Below are 16,448 nucleotides of genomic sequence, written 5' to 3' on the forward strand. Positions count from 1 at the left end.
ATAAAAGTAGTTTAGTTGGTTGAAGGAAGATCCGAACGATGAATCGTTCGGATCTTTTTATTGGTAGAGTGAACGTAGATTTCATCTATTTAGTGACTTGTAGCGGTTGATCGGAGTGCAAGGCGAAGTCTTGCACTCCGATCAACCCCGGTGCCTAAAACGATTTATACGAGTTCATTTCTCCCATTTATTCGTCTTTTGTCCCCACTTCATTTTTATAGCGTCTTAACGTTTCTTCTGCGTGACAGCAGATTTTTTCAATTAGCTTCTGAGGTTCTTCAATAAAAGCATGAGCCCCTAAGGTATAGAAAAAAGAAGCCATGTAGTTTATTTCATTTCCATCAGTTATTGTATCGATATAGCCATTCCCATCACGCGCCACCCTCACATGATTTTCAAGCCACGAAACGCCTTTACACTGACGAACGCCTTCGTGTGTCAAGGTTACTTTTAACGAAATCGGCTGTGAGTTTACCGGTTCTGTTTCAAGCCATTCCTTTAACGTAAGAGACATATTTTCGTCTTTTTCTAAAACTTTTAACGAGTGAATACGATCCGCTCGAAATAATAACACTTTTTGTTTATTGAAGGAATAAGCAGGACAGTACCATAAACCGTTATGAGCATAAATTCCAAGGGGTTTGACTTCTTTTCTTGTTTGACCCGCCTTTGAATCATAAAGAAATTCAATATATTTTCCTGCAAGGCTTGCTTCTAAAAGCTCTTTTAAATAAGGAGTGTCAAGGTTTCTTTTAGGATTCCAAAACGCAATATGAGCACTCATTTTATCTACTTTTTTCTTTGTTTCCTCAGACAGGTACACATAAAATTTTTGAAGAGCCGCATGAATTCCTGCATCAAACGGAAGGTCATGATAATACTGCAGAGCTTGATAAGCAAAAAAGATAGAAATAGCTTCTTCTTCCGTAAACAAAATGGGAGGGAGAATACGATTTTTTAGCACTCTGTAACCGCCGCTCCGCCCTTTTTCACTGTAAAGAGGCAGCCCTAATTCACTTAAGTCCAGTAAATAGCGCTGGACGGTCCGCACGGAAAGACCAAATTCCTCCGCTAGTTCTTTTGCCGTAAACGTTCTTTTTGTATTAATAAACATGAGCATATCAACAAGCCGTCTAGACTTAGCCATTTATTTTCACCTTTTTCTTTTAATATGACAAAAAGTGTCGTATTAAGATGATATCATACAGAAACAGTAAAGTTGAAAGGAGAAAAGGGAATGAAGAAAAAAATCGTCGTATATATTGCGGCAAGCTTAGACGGATATATTGCAAGAGAAAACGGAGAGATTGACTGGCTGGAAAGCGTAGAAGGAGAGGGAGACAACGGCTACGAAGCGTTTTATCAAACGTGTGATGCGGTTGTTATGGGAAAAGCTACGTACGACCACGTGCTGAAGCTCACACCTGAGTTTCCGTATCTCGGTAAAAAATGCTACGTGTTTAGCCGCTCAGCTCAAGGAAAAGATCAATATGTCGAGTTTATAAACGAAAGCGTGGCGTTATTTCTCAACAACCTCAGTCAAGAAACTAAAAAAATATGGCTGGTGGGAGGCGCTGATATTCTCGCTGATTTCTTAACAGCAAAGAGGGTGGATGAATTTATTATATCGGTCATTCCCGTTTTGCTTGGGGCTGGTATTCCGCTGTTTAAACGAGGAATTCCCGAAATGAACTTGAAGCTTACCGATATAAAACAGTACGGGCAAATTGCTCAGCTTTATTATGAAAAAGAATAAGCTTTTCGTAATAAAAACTCTTTCTGCAGTGTCAGTGTGCTCATCGTGTATTTAACATCCAGCTATTGTTATTTTAGGGGCAGTGACATCAAGAGCGTCCTTTTTTCATAGTATATTTTTGGGGTGAAAAAATGCCAAGAGTAAATTATCGAGATTCAGACGTTGCTTTAATGGCAAGGATGATGAGAGCAGAAGCTGAAGGCGAAGGAAAACAAGGAATGCTGTATGTTGGAAATGTCATTGTAAATCGTCTTAAAGCAAACTGTTTAGATTTCAAGAATTTAAGATCCGTTCCGCAAGTTATTTATCAGGTGCAGGGAGGCAACTATTCGTTCGAAGCTGTTCAAAAAGGAAACGTATTTTATCAAAGAGCAAGAGGTGTTGAAAAAAGGTTAGCCAAAAAGAATTTGGATTATTGGAGAGAACACCCGGGGAAATATGCACTGTGGTACTTTAATCCATCCGCTCCATGCCCTCCAACCTGGTACGGTCAACCCGCTTCTGGTCAATACAAAAATCACTGTTACTACGAGCCAAAGCCCGGAACATGCGCTAGCGTTTATAACGGATAGATAGCTTAGAAAATATGCTGCATTCTGAAAGTCTGGCCTCAAATCCAAACCTTTAGCTGCAGGTGACAAGGTAGTCGTTCTTCATATAATAAGAGAAAGCCCTCTTTTAATAAAGGGGGCTTTTGCTAATTGATGCATTTCTCATTTTGCTTCAAATTTTATGTTTTTACCAGCAGCAAATTCGGATTGATCCTTCGCTTTTGTATCCTTTACCACCCAGGACGTCTTTACCTTAGCTGCTGATAAAATTTCTTTAATTTGCTGATCGTTTAAGCCTTTCGTATAAAGGACAAATTCTCTTGTATAGATGTTTTTATTTTCTTGCTCTTCATCTGCACCGTTGCCAAACCAATATCTTATTTGCTGATCGTCTTTGATGTTATTAAAAGCTTCTTTATAGTTAGGTAGCTTAACTTGAATATTCGACAGGTAATCCGTGCCGCGTAAGGTAAGGGTCATATGTACTTTGTGAAAATCTTTTTTTGAAGGGCTTGTTAACCCTGATGTTCCAACTTCACTAAATTCTTTTTTCGTCAGCGGTTTAACTGTAGTAGAAACAGAAACTTTTGGATCAGAATTATTTGTCACAACGTCTTCGGTACTGCAGGCACCTAAAATGAACAGCGTTAAAAGAGTATAGACTACTCCAAATGCTCTTTTCTTCATGCTCGTTCTCCTTTGTAATTGATAGATAATGGTACTCATTCGCTATGTTCATTGTATTTACCTCCATTTGTTTCAATGTCATGATTAATGAAGAAAAGTATAGAAACATTCAAAAGAGAAATGCCGAAGCATTTCTCTTTTGGTTCTATGAATCTGGATTAAGCGAAGTATGCGTATACTCGGGCATACGCTCTTCTTTTTCCGTTAGCCGAGTATCGGGGCTTTGCTGCTCTTGTGAAATAGGAGACAGCGTAGATTTTTGTTCAGGATTCATGTTTGTTATTCCTCCTTATATAAAGTGAGCTGTTAATCAAGCGAAAGCAAATCATCTTGAATTCGCTGCGTTAAAGATGCCACTTGCTGCGTTAAACTGTCATTTTCCGCCTGGAGTTTTTGATAAGAGTGATTTGCTTTTGAACATAGGTAAGGGTCTGTTTCCCACCAGTCCATGCCAATTTCTCTTGCTTTATCAATAGAAGCGACAAGCAGCCGGATTTTGATTGTTAAGAGTTCAACATCAGCAATTTGCACTTTAATATCTCCAGCAATAACAAGACCTTTATCTAATACTTTTTCCAATACTTCTACAATGGTGCCCAGATGCCCGTTATGTTCCGCCGCCATTTTTTCACTCCTTGTTATAGCACTTTTCCTAGGGGACCTAGATCAATATTTAAATCTTCATTTGTAAAGTTAAACACTGATTTTAGCTCCTCCATTTTGTTCTCTAACTTCATCAACGCCACGCCCAGGTCTTCGATTTGAGCGTCCGTCAGGTTTCCGCTGTCGACTCGGCGAATCGCATGTTTTTCAATGAGCTGCCGCAGTAATTCAATGACGGTTAAAACAAGCTGCGCTAGGCCTTGTTCAGCATTTTCCGCACTCAGCTCAATGCGGCCGTTTCGTTTGAGGTTATTTTCCATTTCTCAACGCCTCCGTTTCCTGTTCAAGCTGCTGAGAAGAAATGATTTGACGATCATGAGAGCCTATCAGCGTTTCTACAGAAGAAATCAATACCCGCAAATCAAGATAGACTAAATCAATTCCGGCAATTGAAATCAATAAATCACCTTTAATGGCAATTCCTTTATCGAGGATCACATCTAATATATCAATGAGGGCGATGTCCTTTTGCTCCAGCGTTTGTTTTCGCAGCGATGTCATCCCGCATCTTTCTCCGAGCGCAGAGTGTCGATATGATAAGCAGGCCATGGTCCCGTTACTTCGATGTTCAGTCCCATTTCACTATAAAACGTTTGCTTGTCGCTAATGGCTTTTAAAAATGATTCTACATTGTTCTTTGAAAGAAGGTAGATGCTGTTCCAGCACATGCTGTAGCTCTCGCCGGTTATTTTTTGACTCCAGTTATTTTTGATTGTGTGGTAAGCGGCGTAGGGGCTTATCTCACTGTGCAAGTGATCACAAAGCGAAAGCTGTTCTTTTTCTGTCTCTTCTTCGATCAGCCTTTCTATCTTTTTACGTTCAAAAAACTGCCTGCCTGGAGGCAGCGTATTTATTTCTTCTTTTTTCTTTTGGATCGTTTCATTGTTCGTTAGCAGATAGTTCTTTAAAGAATTCGTATGGGCATACACTTTTATATTCCATTCTTCAGATCTTTTTAAAAGCTGAAGAGAAGAGAGGGTTTTTTCTTTGTTATCAGCAATACTTTTTTGACAGCTATCCTTGCTTTTGTAGACCGTACAAAATTTCATGGGAAGAAGCGTGTAGTGACTTTGTAAGAAAAGAAGAATCTCATGGTGATGCATGGCTTTGTCCTGCAGCCATTTCATATCGTGCTCGATCTTTTCTTTCAGCATTTCTTCCGAATACTCATCGCTTGGCAAGTCGCATACAAATGCGGTAATGTCATCAAAGCAAAGAGCATAGATAGGGTTGTTCTGATCCATACCTTCAAGTGAAGGAAAGGGCATTTCATTAGCTTCTTCGGTTGGAACTAGACCATATAAATAAATGAGCTTTTCCATCTTTTAACCTCACTTTTGTTTCTTCGCCATTGATTCCCATCTTTTTAATTCATATTCTTTTGCTGCTTCATACCTCAGCAGCAGTTCTTTTTCTTTTTCCATATATGCATCTTCTGGTATTTCTCCAAGCTCATACATCATTTGAAGATGAACGATTTTTTGCTGAATAAAAGAGACATCGTAAAGTTCTTTATCCGCTTCTTCCTTGATTTTCTGTCCGACTTTTACAATGAGCGTAACAGGAGACAGCAGTAGTTTATGAATCATACATTCTCTTCTACCTTTAGTTGAATATTAATAAAGTTATAAGCAGCCCACGGTCCGGAATATTTAAAATCGGCTTTGTGCTTCCATTTTTCATACAGGTCATTTACACGTTCATCAAACGCTGCTTCTTTTTCTCGGTCAATTAAAAAAGAAGCGTTCAAAAGCATTGTTTCGACAATAGGAGGATTGAGTCTCGACGCTTCAGCTATCGGTTCTAAATGTTGATACAGCTCTTTTTTACAGTCGTGCTGAAGCTTTAAAAAGAATTTCTGAGCTGTTTCTCCGTGCGCAATTTGTTTATAAAAATCAGCACTGGCAGAACGCGGGTTTCGTACTTGCTGCAAAGAAGAATCTTGATTCACTTTTTGTTTCAGCCAGTCCGGTTTCCCAATTACTTTTAGTCCGACTTCTATTTTTCCTTTTAACTGTGGGAAAAGAGAGGCGAACTGTGGATATAAGTTTTCTAACAGCATTTCAACATCTTGTTGACTATGAAACACGTTGCCAAAGCTGATTGGAATGACCGAATCATGCTCATTCATTACTTTGGAAATCACCTGCTGGTGCGCTGTGACGTTCTCTTTTGTAGGATGATAAATTTTAAGAGGAAAGGCAGCAGCCACTATAGCTGCATCTCGGTAATGAATGGTAAAAGTAGCTCTTTCTTGCTGATCAATCGTGACGCTGCCAAACGTATGCGCCTCGGTGGCGGGAATACTGCAAAAAATATAAATGCCCGTTTCTTCACTCATTGATTTCTGTTTCATTCCTTTCCATTAAAATAATCAGCTTACTTCTCTGCTGGAGAGCTTCGATAGCGCAGGCTGGTGCGTGAAAAAGACGTAATGTTGTGCTGCTTATTGACCAGCACTTCATAGATACCAAGCAGTTCATCTTTTGCATAGCGCCTCATATACTCCTGTTCTTCAAATGCTTCAAGTGTTATTTTCCATCCTCCATTTTGAATCGATTCATACGAAATAATTCGGTGAGGAGGAGCAACGTGTTCTTTAAAAAAATCAGTCACGGATTCCATAATTTCGGCTACTTTCACTTCTCTAACCCACCTTTATGAGTTTATAAATCTAAATCTTGTAAAAGGTTTAGCTGTTCAAGTTTTTTTCCGCCGTTATTCGAAGAAAGAAAATCTTCTCTTTCATTATGAAGCAGCCGAACTGCCTCGGCATACCTCAGCCATGTGTCTACACTGGCAATAACGATTCGAGCTTCGATGGTAATTAATTCAATACCAATAACGGAAATACGAGCGAATACGTCAATTACCACGCCTTTATCTAAGATGCGGTCAACTACTTCAGCTAGACTAGAACAATCGTTTGATTTGTTAATCGTCATGATGAAATTCCTCTCATGTTGCATAGTAAAATATATACGTTTGCTAATCTTGCTATTAATGTGTGTGATATTGTAAAAAATATACAAATAAAACGTGCATAAATTAAAAAATAGTATAAAATACCATGATTATTTTTGTTTTAATACGGGTAGAGTTAAGTACATTACTTTTATCCATTGATGAATGAAAACACATACATAAAAAACAAAGGGAGTGGAGAAAGATGAGAAAAGAAGAGCAGCCGGTATTATCTGATTTTATTGAAAAGGACCAATTTGAGTTAAATTCATATTTAACCTCTTTACTTGAAACGACAAGTGAAAAGAAAGAAAATCAAAGTTGATGAATTGAAAACATAAAGGGCTACTTTCCATGTGGAAAGTAGTTTTTTCATTTGCGAACTTGATATACTTATTGGACAACGAGGTGAGAAAGATGAACAAAAGAGACGTGGTTTCGAGAAGTATTTTAACAAAAGCGACCGGCTTTTTAGCATCTGGTTATACTCATAGTTTAAATCCGTATGCCGGATGTGCATTTTCCTGCAAATTTTGCTACGTGCGAGAGCTCCCAATTCAGCGTTTTAAAGAGATGGAGTGGGGAACATGGCTAGAGCTTAAAGTCAACGCAGCTGAAGTCTATCAAAAGGAAATACAAAAACTGCGAAAAAAAGAGCAGCCGGTGCGCATCTTTATGTCTTCAGCGACAGATCCCTATCAGCCTGCTGAGCGCAAAGCAGGCATCACACATGCCCTTTTAGAAACGATGATCAATCATCCGCCTGATTTTTTATTGATTCAAACAAGGTCGCCACTTGTGACGAGGGATATTGATTTGTTTTTACAGCTTCAAAAAGTATGTGATCTTCGCGTATCGATGACTGTTGAAACGGACCGAGAAGATGTAAAGCAAATTTTTTCTCCTTATGCTCCGGGGATGAAACTTCGTATGAACGCGTTAAAAAAGGTAAAAGAAAGCGGAATTTCAACGCAAGTAACCATTGCTCCAATGCTTCCTTTTACACCTGAATTTCCTGAAAAAATAGAAGGAATGATGGACCGAATTTGCATTGATACCTTGTACTTAGGAGACGGTTCCTTAGGTAAAACGTCTAAAAGGCTAGGGATGCCGGAATTATTTGAGAAGTACGGTTTCCTAGACTGGTATGACAAAGACATTCATGTCAAAGCCATTCGTTATTTTGAAAAATTTTATCCTTCTTCGATGATTTATCTGTCTCAAGAGGGATTTGCCCCGTAAAAAAAGAAGGGCTAGAAGAGCCCTTCTTTTTTATATTAGTTTTTATACGTATCAAACATGTTCGTGTCGTCAGGTACGTTTTCTAAATAGCTGATTTTCCCGTTTTCATCTAGCTTAGCAATATCTTTTCCCGTTTGAGTAAAGACGCTGCCAGATGCACGTTTTCCGCATACTGCCCAAGGCGTTTCAAACTTATCTGTACCTTCAACTGCTTTCCAGCCTTCGAACATATGCTTAATATCAGCATTTTCTTTAAACACCATTTTCACAAACAGCTTCCAGTTTTCAATGCCTTGCTTTTCGTGGCCGTTTAAGACAAATACGATATCGGCTGAAAAAAGCCCCACTAATTCTTCAAATGCTTGTTCGCTTGTACGTGATTGATCGAATAAATCAAAATATCTATTTAAGTTTTCCATGATGATCTCCTTTGGGTGCTACAGCACCATTTTTTCTTCTACTGTTGCTTTTAGCATGTCCAGGTTTTCTTTCGGACATTTTTTGTTAATTTCATTTGTGAGCGTAGCAATGGTTTGCCGTTTTAAGATAGACTGCCACGAAGATTCGGCTTCTTCCATTAAATCGGATAATAAGCAAATGTCTTTGTCTTTTAAGTTAAGCATGTCGTGAAAAATACCGCTTGATGAGTAAAGAGACTGCTTACCTTCAATGGCTACGTATACGTCATAAATACGAATTTCTTCCGGCGTTTTCTTTAAGCGAAATCCACCTTTGCTACCAGGAACGGAAGCAAGTAAATCAGCGCTAACCAGTTTGCGAAGAAGCTTTTGAAAATACGTAGGCGAGCTCCCGAGCTGAGTGCTGATGACATCTCCTGGCAACACAGCTTTTTCAGGTAAAAACGTAAGTAGCAAAATGGCATACACCGATTGCTCAACGCCTGTTTTCATATGCAAAAACATCATCTCCTGCTTTATGTGTACAACGTGGATAATGATTATCTATGTTTAGATTATCATACCGCTTATGAAGCAAAAAGTAAAGCAGTTACTTAATATACGCGCGATATTCGTGTATACTGTGAAAGAAGCAGCAACAAAATACGGAGATGAGAGAATGACAACTATTGCAGATATCGCTCGGCTTGCAGGAGTAGCAAAAAGCACTGTATCCCGCTACCTTAACGGAGGGTCTGTGAGCGATGCGACGAAACGAAAAATCGAAGAGATTATTAAAGAAACAAACTATAGCCCAAATGCGTTTGCCCAAAGCTTAAAAGCAAAAAAAACAAACATCATTGGTGTAATTGTTCCGCGCATGGGTTCTTTTGCGACTTCCCGCACATTAGATGGTATTGACCAAGAACTTAGAGACCACCACTATCAAATGATTATTTCCAATTCTAATCAAGATTTAGAAAGAGAAATCGAAAATATCTATACGCTGGCTAAGCAGAAGGTAGCAGGTATTATTCTTCTTGCCGTTCAAATTACAAAAGCTCATTTGGAAGCTTTCCGCACAATTTCAATTCCCGTTTTGCTAATTGGACAGCAGCACGAAGAAGTCCACAGTTTGATTCACCAAGACTACGAGGCGGCATGCGACATTGGAAGGTACATAGGAGAAAAGGGGCATAAAAAAATCGCTTTTTTAGGCGTAACCGAAAAAGACATAGCTGTAGGTGTAAAGCGAAAAGAAGGTGTAAAGGAAGGTCTTAAAGACAGAGATTGCGAGATCCGCTGTTATCAAACAAGCTTTAACATGAGCGATGCAATCGGGACCGCCACGGCTGTGATGAAAGAATTTAATCCGTCCATCATTGTATGTGCGACCGATAACATTGCACTTGGCACGTTAAAGGCAGCTTATTTAAACGGACTTCGCGTTCCGGAAGATGTATCCATTACTGGCTTTGGAGGCTACGAAATTACGGGTGTGATTCATCCTAGCTTAACAACCGTAAAATATTACTATAAAGAAGCCGGACAAATGGGGGCACAGCGAATTATTAAGCTAGTCAACGGAGAAGAAGTTGAAAAGCTTACACTTTCTAACTATGAATTGATTGAAAGAGAAAGCGTTGACAACCGCTTTGTATAAAAAAACGATTTTTTAACTATATCAAAGAAGGAGGTGACCATAGTCACCTCCTTCTTTGATTAATGCTTCACGACTTTTGTTGTCGCTCCGCTGCTAACATTCCCCGCAACATCTTTGGCCGTCACTGTAAGAGTAGTGCCTGCTTTCTGCGCTGGTATTTTTACAGAGTACGTTCCTTTAGAAGAAGCCTTGGCAGATCCAAGCGATTTACTGCCCGCTTTGACTGTTACAGTAGAAGAAGCCTCCGCTTTTCCCGTAACCACTTTATCATTATCATCGACTTTATTGACAGTTGGCTTATTAGGCGCTACGACATCGGCTACTTTCGTGGAAACGCTTGGACTTACGTTTCCGGCGCTGTCTTTAGCCGTTACGGTAAGAGTTGTTCCGGCTTTTTGAACACTTATATTAACAGAAAATGTGCCTTTAGAAGACGTTTTGGCAGATCCGAGCGTTTTGCTGCCAGCCTTAACTGTTACAGTAGAAGAAGCCTCCGCTTTTCCCGTAACCACTTTATCATTATTACCGACTTTGTTTACGGCTGGTTTATCTGGAGCGACGTTGTCTACGAATGCTGTGCTCAGAGCATATAGATCATCCACGGTATTATCGTCGTAATCATCATCAAACTCATAATCAGTGGCGCCTATGTAATATGTTCCTGATTTATTTACCTGATAGACTTGAACTTCGACTCCATCGCTATAGTCTGAGCCTTGGTAGATTAAATTCTTGTTATCTTTAAAGTCTTTTTCAGCTGCTGTAAAGGCAAGGTCAATTGCTAGAGAATTGGTCGTCCCAGCTACAAGCAGTGCGCCTTTAGCAGGGACATTCACTTTATAAAAATCAACGTCATACATAGGAAGCATTTGTCCGATGATTGTTTTTTCATTTGGCAAACTATTAGCTTTGTTAAAATCATTATTTGGCTCTTTTTCAAACAGTGGATCATCGTTTGCAGAGGAGCTGTTCATTTGTTTTGAATTCTGAGATGAAGAAAGAGAAGGAGCTTTTTCTAAGGAATGAGTTGCATCGCTTTTTAAATCATTAAGTACACGTTGATTTAGATTCTTTTTTTGAAGAGGCTTGTCCATATGCTGGTCTATTAGTTTTTTTGAAACACTTTCACTTTTATTGGTATCTGCTTGAACAGACTGAACGGATAGTGTTGATGCTAATAAACCAGCAGAAACTAGGGATATTATACCTTTTTTATTCATATTTTTATTTTCCTCCTTTAAAATATAAGACTATAGAACTGAATCTATCATACTGTAAGAAAGCGAATACAACTACAGGTTTTTATATTCATTTTTCGACATCCTTTCTAGAAAAGCGACAGTAATTTTACTAAATTGAAAGTGAATAAAAAAACGATTGACAGAATGTAGGAGATGCTATAGTATAAGTGGTGTAAATACAAACAAATAATTGAACGTATCTCCTAAAGGGGAGTAGCTTTAACAGCAAAGTCGTCATTACAGAGATTATCTCTCGGCTTTGTTGGCGACATTATGTTGTTAGCAAGACCTTTACCGCTTATTTGGTAAGGGTCTTTTTTGTATTCAATTATAAAAAAGGAGGAAAAGGCTCGGACATTTAGAGGAGAAACGTTACATAAAAAGAGAAGGTGGAGGTAACTATGGAGGAACTAATTGGGGTATCAGTGCAAGGTTTGCTGCAAATTATTTTTCTTGATTTAATTTTAAGCGGGGATAACGCAATTGTTATTGCAATGGCGGCTCGTAACGTACCAAAAGATTTACAAAAAAGAGCGATTTTAATTGGAACAGGCGGCGCGATTGGTCTTCGATTATTATTTGCGGCTATTATTGTCCCTTTATTGAAAATACCATTAATCGGAGCGGTCGGCGGTTTGATGCTAGTGTGGATTGCATATAAATTATTAGCGGACAATCACGATCACGGCGACAATCCTCAAGGTGGAGCAACGGTATGGAGCGCGGTTAAAACGATCATTATCGCAGATGCGGTCATGTCATTAGATAACGTATTAGCTCTAGCAGGTGTAGCTCACGAATTTGTCCCGATTATGATTGGTGTATTAATTTCAATTCCGATTATTATTTGGGGAAGCAGCTTTATTATGAAAGCAATGGAAAAATTTCCGATTATCATTTACGCTGGAGCGGCGATGCTTGCATGGTCTGCTGGAAAAATGATTGTTGAAGATAAAATTATCGGCGGATTTGTTCCAAACACAGCTTTACATCTCGCTGTTCAAGTTATCTTAACTATTGCAGTTGTAGGCATTGGGTACATGAAAAACAAAAAAATGAAAAAAGAACAAGCCCACGCAGCTTAAAAAAAGAGCGTACGGATGATCCGTACGCTCTTTTTTTATGATTCGGGGTAGTGCATAAGCAAAAAAAAGCTTGCTTCTTCTTCAGAAGAATTGATATAGCTGTGAGAGGTATTTCCTGAAAAATGCAGAGCATCTCCCGAGACTAATTCATGTTCTTCATTTTCAAAACGAACCGTTAATTCGCCTTCTTTAATAAGTAAGTATTCATCTCCTAAATGAGTTTTCGCTTCGTGCACGCATCCAGGCTTTAATGTGACGATGTAAATTTCAAACTTTTTTTCCGGATGATAAGGAAAAAAAGAATATACTAAGTAATCACCTTTGTTGTCCATGATGGGATCTAGCTGTTTTATGCTTACTTTCTGCACATCCGGGGTGTCTTCTTTCATAAATACAGAAAAAGAGACTTGAAGGCCGTTGGCGATTTTCCAAAGCGTGGTAACCGTGGGACTGGATTTACCCTTTTCAATTTGTGCAAGCATTGCTTTACTAACACCGGTTAATTCGGAAACTTGATCAAGCGTCAAATTTCGATTTTTTCGTAATTTAACAAGATTTTTAGCAATAATATCTTGAATCGCGTCCATTGTTGTACTCCTTTAATTATTATAAAGATAGTATAACATACCGTTGTTTAATATAACGTATAGATGTATAATATAGCAGAAAAGGAGGGAGTACGGTGATTGCAGAAAAAGCAGTACAGCAAAGAGAAAAAATGGACTTAACGTTCAGACAAGGGGCTAAGGATTGTATCCCTACGCTACTCGGTTACATAAGTATAGGGCTTGCGGCTGGGATCGTTGGAGTATCCTCGCATCTTTCCGTTATGGAAGTTGCTTTATTATCAGCGCTCGTGTATGCAGGGGCAGCACAGTTTATTATTTGTGCACTGATGGTTGCAAACAGCTCGATTTCAGCTATTATTCTCACAACATTTATTGTAAACTTACGACACTTTCTTTTGAGCGCTACGGTCGCGCCTGAATTTACAAAATATTCGTTATTAAAAAACGTCGGAATTGGAGCCCTTCTAACGGACGAATCATTTGGGGTGTCTTCAAGTAAAATTGCAAAAGGTGAGCCAATTAATGACCGCTGGATGAACGGATTAAATATAACGGCTTACGTCAGCTGGATTATCGCCTGTACGACAGGAGCTATTTTTGGCCATATGCTATCTAACCCGGAAGCCTTTGGGTTTGATTTTGCCTTAACAGCTATGTTTTTAGCTCTGCTTGTTTTACAAATCGAAAGCGTGTTGCCTTCAAAGCTTAATCATTACTTACGTTTAATTCTTTATATGGCAATTATTATGATTGTGCTATCTTTTTTCGTACCTTCACATGTGGCCGTATTGATTTCAACGATTATTGTAGCGACAATTGGGGTGGTGACGGATAAATGAGCATCCACTACCCAACACTCATCGTTATTTTAGGGTGTGCCCTTGTTACCGTAGTTCCTCGCATTGTTCCGTTTTTAGTTGTACGTAACATCGCGCTGCCAGAACCCGTATTAAAATGGCTATCCTATATTCCTATTTGTATTTTAACCGCACTTGTTGTAGAAAACTTTATCATTCAAGTAGATGACAGCGTAAATATTAACTGGCCCGTCATTATCGTAGTCATTCCAACCTTACTGATTGCCCTGAAAACCAAAAGCTTATCCATCACCGTTATTAGCGGAGTTGGAATGATGGCGCTGCTTCGTTTTTTTCTTTTGTCATGAAAGCTCAAGTTATGCTCTTGAGCTTTTTTACTGTCTCCTTTACGCACGCTTTTTCATATAGTATGATAAGAGTGTAAATTAGAAGCCAATGAAAACTAAAATATAGATGAGGTGCTTTTATGAGCGGAGTAGTATCTAAATAGGAACAATTGAATGAAATAAATTAAATAAGCAAGACGGGTATTTTTTGGAGAAGGAAGGTACCCTTTATTTGCTTATGGATTTATTTCACTGCCTATGAAGATACCTACAATGCTTTATAAAGGGTTCGGCATTTGTCGCGAAAGAGGCCTCTGTTTTTACAAAGCTTTCTTTTGTGATATGTGTTTAGACACCTTATGAACGCAAAAAGCTGTGGGATCACCACAGCTTTTTTTATTTACCTTTTTCATTGCCTTCTAATAAATAGGTATCTTCATATGTGATGACAAATCATAGTGAGGAGAAAAACCATGAATACGATGACATTTGAAAAATTGCAGTATCAGGAATTAAAAGAAATCGTAAAATCTCACTGCGTAAGTGAGCTGGGAAAACAATTAATGGATAAACTTCAGCCGAGCACATCTCTTAAAACAGTAAAAAACCGACTTAAAGAAACAACGGAAGCACGAAGCCTTCTAGATGCTGAGAAATCACTTCCGCTATCAGGTGTCTCAGGTATAGGAAGAGTCATCGAAAAGCTTGAAAAAGGCATGATTTTAGAGCCCGAAGAGCTAATACGCGTATCCGATTTTTTAAAAGGCTGCAGAAAAGTAAAACAATATATGGTGGATAAAGAATTTTTTGCTTCGCTCTTAAGTTCCTATGCACATTCGATGAAAGAACTGACAGGTATAGAAGAGGAAATTAATTTTGCGATCAAAGCCGGAAAAGTAGACGCTGCGGCAAGCAAAGAGCTCAAGCGTATCAGAAGACATATAGAAGGAACGGAAGCGAAGATTTCAGAACAGCTTGCGAAATTTTTACGAAACGGGAAAAACAAAGAGTATATTCAAGACTTCTTCATCAGTAAAAAAGGAGACCGCTATACGATTCCGATCAAGGCATCCTATAAAAATCATGTTGGAGGAACGATTGTTGAAACATCTTCTAAAGGGTCGACAGTGTTCATAGAGCCGGCATCTATTACAAAGCTGAATGCGGAACTAGCGATTTTGAAAGCAGAAGAAGAGGTAGAAGAATATCAAATTTTAGCGTTTTTAACAGGTTTAGTGTTAGAGAAGCTAGCTGATATTCATATTAATTTAGAGCTAATTAGCCAATACGACATGGTGTTTGCCAAAGCAAAATACAGTAAACAGGCAGACGGAATCGAACCTAAAATTAATGATTATGGATATATTCATTTAAAAGGCGCATATCACCCGCTATTAACTGGTAAAATTGTTCCGCTTCACTTCGAAATTGGCGAGAATTATCGAAGCTTAATTATTACCGGACCTAACGCAGGAGGAAAAACCGTTGTCTTAAAAACGATTGGGCTACTGACACTCGCTACAATGTTAGGATTTCATATTACAGCTGATGAAGGAACAGAAATTGCATTGTTTGAACATATTTTTGTTGATATCGGCGACAACCAAAGTATTGAAAATGCGCTGAGCACCTTTTCCTCACACATGAAAAATATATCGGCTATTTTGCAAAAAGCAACGAACAATACGCTGCTCCTATTCGATGAAATTGGCAGCGGCACCGAACCGAATGAGGGAGCTGCACTTGCGATTGCAATCTTAGAAAAGTTTTATCATATGGGCTGCATAACGGTCGCGACTACGCATTACGGAGAAATTAAGCGTTTCTCAGAAATTCATCCTGACTTTATGAATGCCGCGATGCAGTTCAACAGTAAAACATTAGAACCGCTGTATCAGCTGTTAATTGGCACATCTGGAGAAAGCAATGCGCTTTGGATTTCAAAGAAGATGAAGGTAGAAGAAGAGATTTTACAAAAAGCAAAGTTCTATATGCAAAGCAAATCGTATGATACAGAAGTCGTCAGAGAAAATAAAATAAAAAAACCAACTATTTTGAAGGAAAAGAAAAAAGACCGTGTTGAATACCAAATGGGAGATCGAGTCAAACTGTTAGATTATGAAAATCATGCGATTGTGTATAAGTCTAAAGACAACACAAACAATATAGTCGTACTCTATCAGAATGAGTTAATTGAAGTAAACATTAAGCGAGTAGCTCTTGAAATCAAAGCTGCTGAATTATATCCCGAAGGCTATGACCTCGATTCGTTATTTATTAGCTATAAAGATCGAAAAGAGCAGCATGATCTGCAGCGAGGATCAAAAAAAGCATTGCGGAAAATTGAAAAAGATATACGCGAAAATAGATAAAGCAGAAGCCCAGCACTTATAAGAAAGTGCTGGGTTTTGTTTTTATGCAGCTTCTCAAAAATACATAGCGCCCTTTTGTTAATGACTTAAAAGATAAGGAGGTTTCCTTTAGC

General features: G+C 38.7%; 23 protein-coding genes. 8 read left to right on the forward strand and 15 right to left on the reverse strand.

Annotated elements, in window-relative coordinates; all coding sequences use genetic code 11:
• Positions 1-187: 187 nt before the first annotated feature.
• Complete coding sequence (locus tag ACFX4G_RS09635; RefSeq protein WP_377574321.1) at positions 188-1,147, reverse strand: helix-turn-helix transcriptional regulator; 960 nt, start codon at positions 1,145-1,147, stop codon at positions 188-190.
• Between the two features lie 90 nt (positions 1,148-1,237).
• On the opposite strand from ACFX4G_RS09635, the gene ACFX4G_RS09640 reads away from it, so the two are divergent.
• Together ACFX4G_RS09640 and ACFX4G_RS09645 are read left to right on the forward strand one after the other, a co-directional pair.
• The gene (locus ACFX4G_RS09640) at positions 1,238-1,756 is read left to right on the forward strand and encodes a dihydrofolate reductase family protein (protein WP_025751048.1); all 519 of its coding nucleotides are present in this window, start codon (positions 1,238-1,240) and stop codon (positions 1,754-1,756) included.
• A gap of 131 nt (positions 1,757-1,887) precedes the next feature.
• The gene (locus tag ACFX4G_RS09645) at positions 1,888-2,328 is read left to right on the forward strand and encodes a cell wall hydrolase (protein WP_013083968.1); all 441 of its coding nucleotides are present in this window, start codon (positions 1,888-1,890) and stop codon (positions 2,326-2,328) included.
• Positions 2,329-2,469: 141 nt separating this feature from the next.
• Here the strand turns inward: ACFX4G_RS09645 and ACFX4G_RS09650 are convergent, their stop codons facing one another.
• From ACFX4G_RS09650 to gvpA, 10 genes are all read right to left on the reverse strand, one after another.
• The gene (locus tag ACFX4G_RS09650) at positions 2,470-2,994 is read right to left on the reverse strand and encodes a hypothetical protein (protein WP_377574324.1); all 525 of its coding nucleotides are present in this window, start codon (positions 2,992-2,994) and stop codon (positions 2,470-2,472) included.
• Positions 2,995-3,139: 145 nt separating this feature from the next.
• The gene (locus ACFX4G_RS09655) at positions 3,140-3,268 is read right to left on the reverse strand and encodes a hypothetical protein (protein ID WP_377574327.1); all 129 of its coding nucleotides are present in this window, start codon (positions 3,266-3,268) and stop codon (positions 3,140-3,142) included.
• Between the two features lie 32 nt (positions 3,269-3,300).
• A complete protein-coding gene (locus ACFX4G_RS09660; RefSeq protein ID WP_377574330.1) occupies positions 3,301-3,618 on the reverse strand; it encodes a gas vesicle protein in 318 nt (105 codons plus the stop codon).
• A gap of 14 nt (positions 3,619-3,632) precedes the next feature.
• Positions 3,633-3,917, reverse strand: a complete 285-nt coding sequence (locus tag ACFX4G_RS09665; RefSeq protein WP_013057927.1) for a gas vesicle protein K — start codon at positions 3,915-3,917, stop codon at positions 3,633-3,635.
• Positions 3,907-4,158 carry a gas vesicle protein gene (locus tag ACFX4G_RS09670; protein ID WP_013057926.1) on the reverse strand — a complete coding sequence of 84 codons (252 nt, stop codon included), beginning with the start codon at positions 4,156-4,158 and terminating at the stop codon, positions 3,907-3,909. Before ACFX4G_RS09670 ends, ACFX4G_RS09665 begins: the two co-directional genes overlap by 11 nt.
• Positions 4,155-4,979, reverse strand: a complete 825-nt coding sequence (locus tag ACFX4G_RS09675; RefSeq protein ID WP_230183386.1) for a GvpL/GvpF family gas vesicle protein — start codon at positions 4,977-4,979, stop codon at positions 4,155-4,157. The genes ACFX4G_RS09670 and ACFX4G_RS09675 overlap by 4 nt, the downstream gene beginning before the upstream one ends.
• A 9-nt stretch (positions 4,980-4,988) precedes the next feature.
• Positions 4,989-5,246, reverse strand: a complete 258-nt coding sequence (locus ACFX4G_RS09680) for a gas vesicle protein GvpG (protein WP_377574337.1) — start codon at positions 5,244-5,246, stop codon at positions 4,989-4,991.
• Complete coding sequence (locus ACFX4G_RS09685) at positions 5,243-6,013, reverse strand: GvpL/GvpF family gas vesicle protein (protein ID WP_097822786.1); 771 nt, start codon at positions 6,011-6,013, stop codon at positions 5,243-5,245. Before ACFX4G_RS09685 ends, ACFX4G_RS09680 begins: the two co-directional genes overlap by 4 nt.
• 23 nt (positions 6,014-6,036) lie before the next feature.
• Positions 6,037-6,300, reverse strand: a complete 264-nt coding sequence (locus ACFX4G_RS09690) for a gas vesicle protein GvpO (protein WP_013057922.1) — start codon at positions 6,298-6,300, stop codon at positions 6,037-6,039.
• A 23-nt stretch (positions 6,301-6,323) separates the two neighbouring features.
• Entirely contained in the window at positions 6,324-6,602 is a 279-nt protein-coding gene (gene gvpA, locus ACFX4G_RS09695) for a gas vesicle structural protein GvpA (protein ID WP_013057921.1), read from the reverse strand.
• A 436-nt stretch (positions 6,603-7,038) separates the two neighbouring features.
• Here gvpA and ACFX4G_RS09700 point away from each other — a divergent pair, with 436 nt between their 5' ends.
• The gene (locus ACFX4G_RS09700) at positions 7,039-7,863 is read left to right on the forward strand and encodes an SPL family radical SAM protein (RefSeq protein WP_377574340.1); all 825 of its coding nucleotides are present in this window, start codon (positions 7,039-7,041) and stop codon (positions 7,861-7,863) included.
• A gap of 35 nt (positions 7,864-7,898) precedes the next feature.
• On the opposite strand, the gene ACFX4G_RS09705 is transcribed toward ACFX4G_RS09700, so the two are convergent.
• Together ACFX4G_RS09705 and ACFX4G_RS09710 are read right to left on the reverse strand one after the other, a co-directional pair.
• On the reverse strand, positions 7,899-8,282 hold the full coding sequence (locus ACFX4G_RS09705; protein ID WP_097822784.1) for a nuclear transport factor 2 family protein: 384 nt from the start codon (positions 8,280-8,282) through the stop codon (positions 7,899-7,901).
• An 18-nt stretch (positions 8,283-8,300) separates the two neighbouring features.
• Positions 8,301-8,780 carry an RrF2 family transcriptional regulator gene (locus ACFX4G_RS09710; RefSeq protein WP_377574344.1) on the reverse strand — a complete coding sequence of 160 codons (480 nt, stop codon included), beginning with the start codon at positions 8,778-8,780 and terminating at the stop codon, positions 8,301-8,303.
• Between the two features lie 160 nt (positions 8,781-8,940).
• On the opposite strand from ACFX4G_RS09710, the gene ACFX4G_RS09715 reads away from it, so the two are divergent.
• Positions 8,941-9,924: a LacI family DNA-binding transcriptional regulator gene (locus tag ACFX4G_RS09715; RefSeq protein ID WP_377574347.1), complete on the forward strand. Its 984-nt coding sequence runs from the start codon at positions 8,941-8,943 to the stop codon at positions 9,922-9,924.
• Positions 9,925-9,983: 59 nt separating this feature from the next.
• On the opposite strand, the gene ACFX4G_RS09720 is transcribed toward ACFX4G_RS09715, so the two are convergent.
• The gene (locus tag ACFX4G_RS09720; protein ID WP_377574350.1) at positions 9,984-11,144 is read right to left on the reverse strand and encodes an Ig-like domain-containing protein; all 1,161 of its coding nucleotides are present in this window, start codon (positions 11,142-11,144) and stop codon (positions 9,984-9,986) included.
• Between the two features lie 422 nt (positions 11,145-11,566).
• On the opposite strand from ACFX4G_RS09720, the gene ACFX4G_RS09725 reads away from it, so the two are divergent.
• Positions 11,567-12,250: a TerC family protein gene (locus tag ACFX4G_RS09725; RefSeq protein WP_043981397.1), complete on the forward strand. Its 684-nt coding sequence runs from the start codon at positions 11,567-11,569 to the stop codon at positions 12,248-12,250.
• A gap of 35 nt (positions 12,251-12,285) precedes the next feature.
• Here ACFX4G_RS09725 and ACFX4G_RS09730 read toward each other — a convergent pair whose 3' ends face one another.
• Entirely contained in the window at positions 12,286-12,837 is a 552-nt protein-coding gene (locus tag ACFX4G_RS09730) for a helix-turn-helix domain-containing protein (RefSeq protein WP_043981398.1), read from the reverse strand.
• Between the two features lie 95 nt (positions 12,838-12,932).
• On the opposite strand from ACFX4G_RS09730, the gene ACFX4G_RS09735 reads away from it, so the two are divergent.
• From ACFX4G_RS09735 to ACFX4G_RS09745, 3 genes are all read left to right on the forward strand, one after another.
• Positions 12,933-13,658 (forward strand): AzlC family ABC transporter permease, encoded by a 726-nt coding sequence (locus ACFX4G_RS09735; RefSeq protein WP_377574353.1) that lies wholly within the window; start codon positions 12,933-12,935, stop codon positions 13,656-13,658.
• Positions 13,655-13,984: an AzlD domain-containing protein gene (locus ACFX4G_RS09740; RefSeq protein ID WP_162214571.1), complete on the forward strand. Its 330-nt coding sequence runs from the start codon at positions 13,655-13,657 to the stop codon at positions 13,982-13,984. The genes ACFX4G_RS09735 and ACFX4G_RS09740 overlap by 4 nt, the downstream gene beginning before the upstream one ends.
• A gap of 452 nt (positions 13,985-14,436) precedes the next feature.
• Positions 14,437-16,335, forward strand: a complete 1,899-nt coding sequence (locus tag ACFX4G_RS09745) for an endonuclease MutS2 (RefSeq protein WP_377574356.1) — start codon at positions 14,437-14,439, stop codon at positions 16,333-16,335.
• The last annotated feature ends 113 nt before the right edge of the window (positions 16,336-16,448 follow it).

This window comes from Priestia sp. YIM B13486 (assembly GCF_042787865.1).
GTDB classification, from domain to species: domain Bacteria; phylum Bacillota; class Bacilli; order Bacillales; family Bacillaceae_H; genus Priestia; species Priestia megaterium.